The 5,450-nt window shown below is 65.6% G+C and carries 4 protein-coding genes and 1 pseudogene; 4 read left to right on the top strand and 1 reads right to left on the bottom strand.

Translation table 11 applies throughout. The annotated features are described in order from the left end of the window. On the top strand, nucleotides 1–401 hold a 401-nt coding region (locus ACRDTL_RS00325), incomplete at its 5' end, for a DUF222 domain-containing protein (protein WP_431504734.1). Between the two features lie 14 nt (nucleotides 402–415). Here the strand turns inward: ACRDTL_RS00325 and ACRDTL_RS00320 are convergent. Continuing rightward, a pseudogene (locus ACRDTL_RS00320) lies at nucleotides 416–559 on the bottom strand (LLM class F420-dependent oxidoreductase); the annotation flags it as partial. 407 nt (nucleotides 560–966) lie between these two features. On the opposite strand from ACRDTL_RS00320, the gene ACRDTL_RS00315 reads away from it, so the two are divergent. The 3 genes from ACRDTL_RS00315 to eno form a co-directional block, all read left to right on the top strand. After that, entirely contained in the window at nucleotides 967–1,914 is a 948-nt protein-coding gene (locus tag ACRDTL_RS00315; protein ID WP_431504733.1) for an esterase family protein, read from the top strand. A gap of 331 nt (nucleotides 1,915–2,245) precedes the next feature. Next, nucleotides 2,246–3,985: a DUF7159 family protein gene (locus tag ACRDTL_RS00310; RefSeq protein ID WP_431504732.1), complete on the top strand. Its 1,740-nt coding sequence runs from the start codon at nucleotides 2,246–2,248 to the stop codon at nucleotides 3,983–3,985. A gap of 241 nt (nucleotides 3,986–4,226) precedes the next feature. Further along, on the top strand, nucleotides 4,227–5,450 hold a 1,224-nt coding region (eno, locus tag ACRDTL_RS00305), incomplete at its 3' end, for a phosphopyruvate hydratase (RefSeq protein WP_431504735.1).

The following is a 5,450-nucleotide window of genomic DNA, read 5'->3' as shown; positions in this document are numbered from 1 at the left end:
GGCTGGCCCGCCACGCGCATCACTGCCTAGCCATCTTCGACAAGGGCAAGGCGATCGGGCTCTACCACACCAAACGGTTGGCTTCACCGGGCCAGCGAATCGTGCTCTACGCCAAAGACCGCGGGTGTTCACGCCCCAGCTGTGACGTGAAGGGCTATTACTGCGAAGTCCACCACCTCACCCCGTATGCGATGTGCCACGAAACCGACGTCAACGACTTGACGTTCGGCTGCAGTGGAGATCACGACCTCGCCGAACAAGGCTGGACCACCCGCAAGAACTCCAACGGCACCACCGAATGGATCCCACCACCCCATCTCGACCACGGCCAACCGAGAACCAACACCGTCCACCACCCCGAAAAACTGTTGCGTGACGATGAAGAAAACGACGACCCGTGAAACCCTTTGCGGCTCAGCGTCCAGACGAACGGGCTTTGGCCCTGCTCGTCATTCCACGGATGGAAATGGTCGGAAATCCAGAGCCGTTCGAACCCTGCGGCCTCCACCCGAACGGCCTGGCGAACCAACTCGTTCGGGGAGAATTCTTCGCAAGACAGGAACTAGCCCAGTGTTGTCATGGTGCGGGCATACCCGTACGGCCCCGCCGAAAGTCAGTGGTCAACCTTTGCCGAGGATGGCGTAGTCGACGACATCGGTGGATGATTTGAGGGCGGCGAAACTCGGCGGTGTTTGCGACGGACTCCTCGTGCAGCGTTAGTCAAATAGCTTGTGCTCAGTGCGGTCCGGATCGGCTCCTAGACAGACTGCCCGGTCTTTGCTATGAAAAGAGAACCGTGGTCTGACGTCGACATGGACGGTCATTCATCACGGCTCTCGGGGCGCCACGTAATCACGCGTAATGAGAAGAGTGCCCGTCAGCCTTGCTATCGAGGATTCTTTTCCACAGTTCTGCTGGGTGTCGGCTGAAACATGCCGGCGAAATTCCTGATTGGAAGGAGTGGGGATGGCCAGGAACAAAAATCACTGGATACGTCGACTGACGGCTGCCGCAGCTGCGACCGCCGCGCTGCCGGGGCTGGTGGGCATGGTCGGGAGTGCCCCACCCGCCCGGGCGGCGAGCCCCGAATTCCTGCAGGTGCCGTCGCCGTCAATGGGCCGCGACATCACCGTCGAGTTCCAGGGCGGCGGAGCGCCGGCCGTCTACCTGCTCGACGGTTTGCGTGCCCGCGACGACCGCAGCGGCTGGGACATCGAAACCAACGCATTCGACCAATACGCCGGTTCGGGCATATCGGTGGTCGCCCCGGTCGGCGGGCGCTCCAGTTTCTACTCCGACTGGTACGGGTCCGCGAATGGCCAAACCTACAAGTGGGAAACGTTCTTGACCAACGAGCTGCCGGGCTACTTGTCGGGCCGCGGGGTGCGGTCGAGCCGCAACGCCGTCGTGGGGGTCTCCATGTCCGGGTCGTCGGCGTTGATCTTGGCGGCCTACCACCCCGGGCAGTTCACCTACGCCGGCGCGCTGTCGGCGTTGCTGGACCCCTCCCAGGGCACGGGGCCCACATTCGTCAAAATGGCGATGAACGATGAGGGCGGCTACAACCCCGAGGACATGTGGGGACCGACGGGTGGTCCCGGCTGGCAGCGCAACGACCCCACCGTGCAGGCCGGACGAATCGCCGGCAACAACACGCGGCTGTGGATCTACAGCGGCAACGGCACACCGTCGGAGAACATTGGCCAGGGCAGCCTCCCCGGCCAGCTCATCGAGCAGATCATCATGCAAAGCAACGTCGCCTTCCAGAACGCCTACAACGCGGCCGGTGGGCACAACGCGACGTTCAATATCGACAGCAAAGGCGTCCACAGTTGGGGCTACTGGGGTGCCCAGTTGGCCGCTATGAAGCCCGACATGCAGGGCACATTGGGCGCGGGCGGCGGAGCGACCTGACGCCGGATACGCTGTGCTCCAACAAATCTCGGAGTGCTGACCGCGGCGGAAAAAGATCGACCGGCCGTGCCGTCCCAGCGCGGCATTCGACGGCACGATCGATCCCCAACCGGGCGGGTTGCTGCGCCCCGATCGAACGGCGCCCGGGCACGGGTTGACCATCAAACAGGCTGACCTAGAACAGTTCCGGGTGTCCTGACTGCTGCGGATATTCGAGTTATCTCGCTCACAAGAGCTTCACAGCTGGCACTAATCCCGGCACTGTAACGTCGGGTGTTGTTAGATCGACGAAGTATGTAGATGGCGGCCCGCGCGGTGACTTGGAGGAGCCATGGACTTCGTTCTCGGTGTATCGATGGCCCCGACGGCGATCCGCATGGTCCTCGTCGAGGGTGAAAACGCCGATGGCGTCACGGTCGAGGAAGACAGCTTCGACATCGCTGCCGACGAGGCAGCGCCGGGCGCAGCCGACCAGGTGATCTCGGCCATTCTCGGTACCCGCGAAGGTGCCGCCGAGGGCGGCTGCCGACTGGCATCGACTGGAGTGACCTGCACCGATCCCGCGGACGCCGTGACGCTGCGCGACGCGTTGGCCGCCCGCAAGGTCAACAATGTAATGCTGGTGTCGGCGTTGCTGTCCGCTGCCGCGCTGGCCCAAACGGTGGGCAATGCAATCGGTTACGAGTACATTGCGCTGCTGTATGTCGAGCCCGGGACCGCGACGCTGGCCGTCGTCGACTCCGGCGACGGCTCGATCGCTGATGTGCATCGACGGCCACTGTCGAGCACCGACGTCGCGGTCGAGTTGGCCGCGATGGTCGCCGGGTTGGACGGGCTGAAAGCGCGCCCGGAGGGTGTGTTCATCGTCGGCTCGGGTGTAGATGTCGCACCAATCAAACCAGCGCTGGAAGCGGCGATCTGGCTTCCGGTGAGCGCGCCCGAGGAGCCGGACATGGCGCTGGCCCGCGGTGCGGCCCTGGCGTCGGCCAACACGCCGCTGCTCGCCTCGTCCACCGCGGCGTTGGCCTACGCGAAGGATCCCGGCACCGGCGAGGTGAACCCGTTCGCTGTGGCGCCCGGTTACTTCGAGGTGGCCGTCGACCACAGCGGCCCAGACGAACTGGCTTACAGCGCAGTGCCCGACGAGGACGTTGATGCAGACACTGCCGCTATACGCGCGGCCGACGACGCCGGGGACGCCCGACAGGCGCGCAGGCCGCTTTTGTTGGTGGGGACCGCGTTAGCGGCGCTCGCCGCCGCCAGCGCGGTGGCAACAGTGCTCACGCTGGCGGTCAACATTCGACAGACCGTCGCGTTGCTGCCCATGCCGGGCCAGCATTTCGTCGTCCCGACCGAGCAGGCGCCAGCCCCGCCGCCCGCGGCTCAGGTTGCAGCACCGCAACCTCCGGCGGTTCAGTTGCCTGCGCCCGCAGCGCCACCCGCGCCCGCGGATGCGGTCGCACCGCCGCCGGCTGTCGACCTGCCGGCGCCCGCGGCACCGCCGCTGCCCGCGCCTGCACCCGCGCCGGTTCCCGCTGCGCCCGCACCGGTGCCCGTGCCGGTTCCGGTCCAAGTGCCAATTCCCGTGCTACGTGTGCAGGCGCCGGTTTTGCAGCCTCCGGTGAATCTGCCGATCCCGCAGCCTCCCGCGCAGACGCCTGCGCCACCGATTCACCTGCCGACGCCGCCGGCGCAAGCACCGACCCCGCCAGTGCACATACCGACCCCGCCAGCACAAACACCAACCCCACCCGTGCACATACCGACCCCGCCGGCACAAACACCCACCCCACCCGTGCACGTACCCACCCCGCCAGCGCAGTTGCCTACCCCCGAACCGCCGGTCAATCTGCCGACGCCCGAACCGCCCGTACACCTGCCCACGCCCCAGCTGCCGGTCAATCTGCCGACGCCCGCGGCGCCCGTGCACCTGCCCACGCCCGCAGCGCCACAGCTGCCGTCGATGCCGGCTCCCGCGATGCCGAAGATGCCCGCCCTGCCAGCCCCCGCGGCTCCGGCCATGCCGGCTGCGCCGCACTTCTCTTTTTCAATTCCGGCAGTGCGGTCCTGAGGCCGCTCCAGTACGAGGCGCGGACGGCACCAGGTTTGTGCGGCAACAGCAAGCCTCGACCGGCTGGCGGAGCAAGAAGGCGCCCGCCAGGAGGATGTTGTCGCCATCTCAGTTTGCGATCGACCGTGCTTTATGGTGGTAGCCAGGTCAGCGTCGACGCTGGACTGCGCTGACACACCACCAACGCGGCGCACCGACAGCAACCTGTGTGACCTCGATATCGTCTCGTAGCGGGAGTTCGCTGATGAAGATCGCATCGGTCGTGGCCCGCCAGCTGTTGGACTGTAAGGCTCGGCCGTTGGTAGAAGTTGAAATCACCACCAACACCGGCCATGTCGGCCGCGGCGCGTCGCCGACCGGCACTTCGATCGGTGTGCACGAGGCGTTCGTGTTGCGTGACGGAGACGGGGCCGAATACAACGGGCTGAGCGTGCACCGCGCCGTCTCCGCCGTGGCCGACGAAATCGCCCCCGTTCTGGTCGGCGCCGAGCTCGACGACCCGCGGACCCTGGACCGGGTCATGATCGAACTCGACGGCACGCCAGACAAGCACCGGCTTGGCGGAAACGCGATTTATTCCACCTCGGTCGCGCTGCTGCGCGCGGCGTCCGCGGCGGCGGGCATGCCCACTTACACCTACGTCGGCGCATTGCTGGGACTCAAAGCGCCGACCACCGTGCCGGTGCCCAGCTTCAACATGATCAATGGTGGCCGCTATGGGGATATCTTCCAGACGTTCAACGAGTTCCTCGTCGTGCCCTATCGCGCCGACTCCATCGAGTCGGCGGTCGAGAAGGGAGTGACCTTGTTCGGCGTGCTGGGTGAGGTGCTGGCCGCCCGGCTCGGCCGCTCGCCGCTGATAGCGCCGTCGTACGGGTATGTCGCTCCGTCCAGCGACCCGCGGGTCGTCATGGAGGTGTTGGCCGAGGCCGTCGAGTGCGCCGGCTGTGCCGACGTCATGGCGTTTGCACTGGACTGCGCATCTAGCGAGGCGTACGACAAGCGTGCGCACACCTACGCACTTAACGGTGAGCAGGTGACCGCGGAGGCTCTGATCGACTACGCCCGGGCGCTGTCCGAGGACTTCCCGATGGTGTTTATCGAGGACCTACTCGACGAGGACGACTGGGATGGCTTCACCAAAGCGGCTCAGACCATCGACCGCTCGATCATCCTCGGCGACGATGTGATCGTTTCCAACCGGCACCGTCTAGAACGGGCCGTAAAGACCTCGGCCATTGACGGTTTCATCCTCAAGCCCAACCAGGTCGGAACCATCGCCGAGGCACTGGACTGTTTCGAATACGCCGCGCAGAACGCTATTCTGGCGATCCCATCGGGCCGGTCGGGCGGTGTCATCAACGATGTCGTGATGGACCTGGCGGTGGGACTAGGGGTGCCTTTCCAGAAAAACGGAGCGCCGCGGTCGGGCGAACGCATCGAAAAGCTAAACTTCCTGCTGCGC

Origin of the sequence: Mycobacterium sp. (assembly GCF_050700595.1) — a bacterium.
In the GTDB taxonomy this organism is placed as follows: domain Bacteria; phylum Actinomycetota; class Actinomycetes; order Mycobacteriales; family Mycobacteriaceae; genus Mycobacterium.
This window is presented reverse-complemented; position numbering and strand designations above follow the sequence as displayed.

Coding starts and splice junctions, on each gene's coding strand:
- ACRDTL_RS00310 (WP_431504732.1), top strand. CDS start 2,246: ATGGACTTCGTTCTCGGTGTATCGATGGCCCCGACGGCGATCCGCATG.
- ACRDTL_RS00315 (WP_431504733.1), top strand. CDS start 967: ATGGCCAGGAACAAAAATCACTGGATACGTCGACTGACGGCTGCCGCA.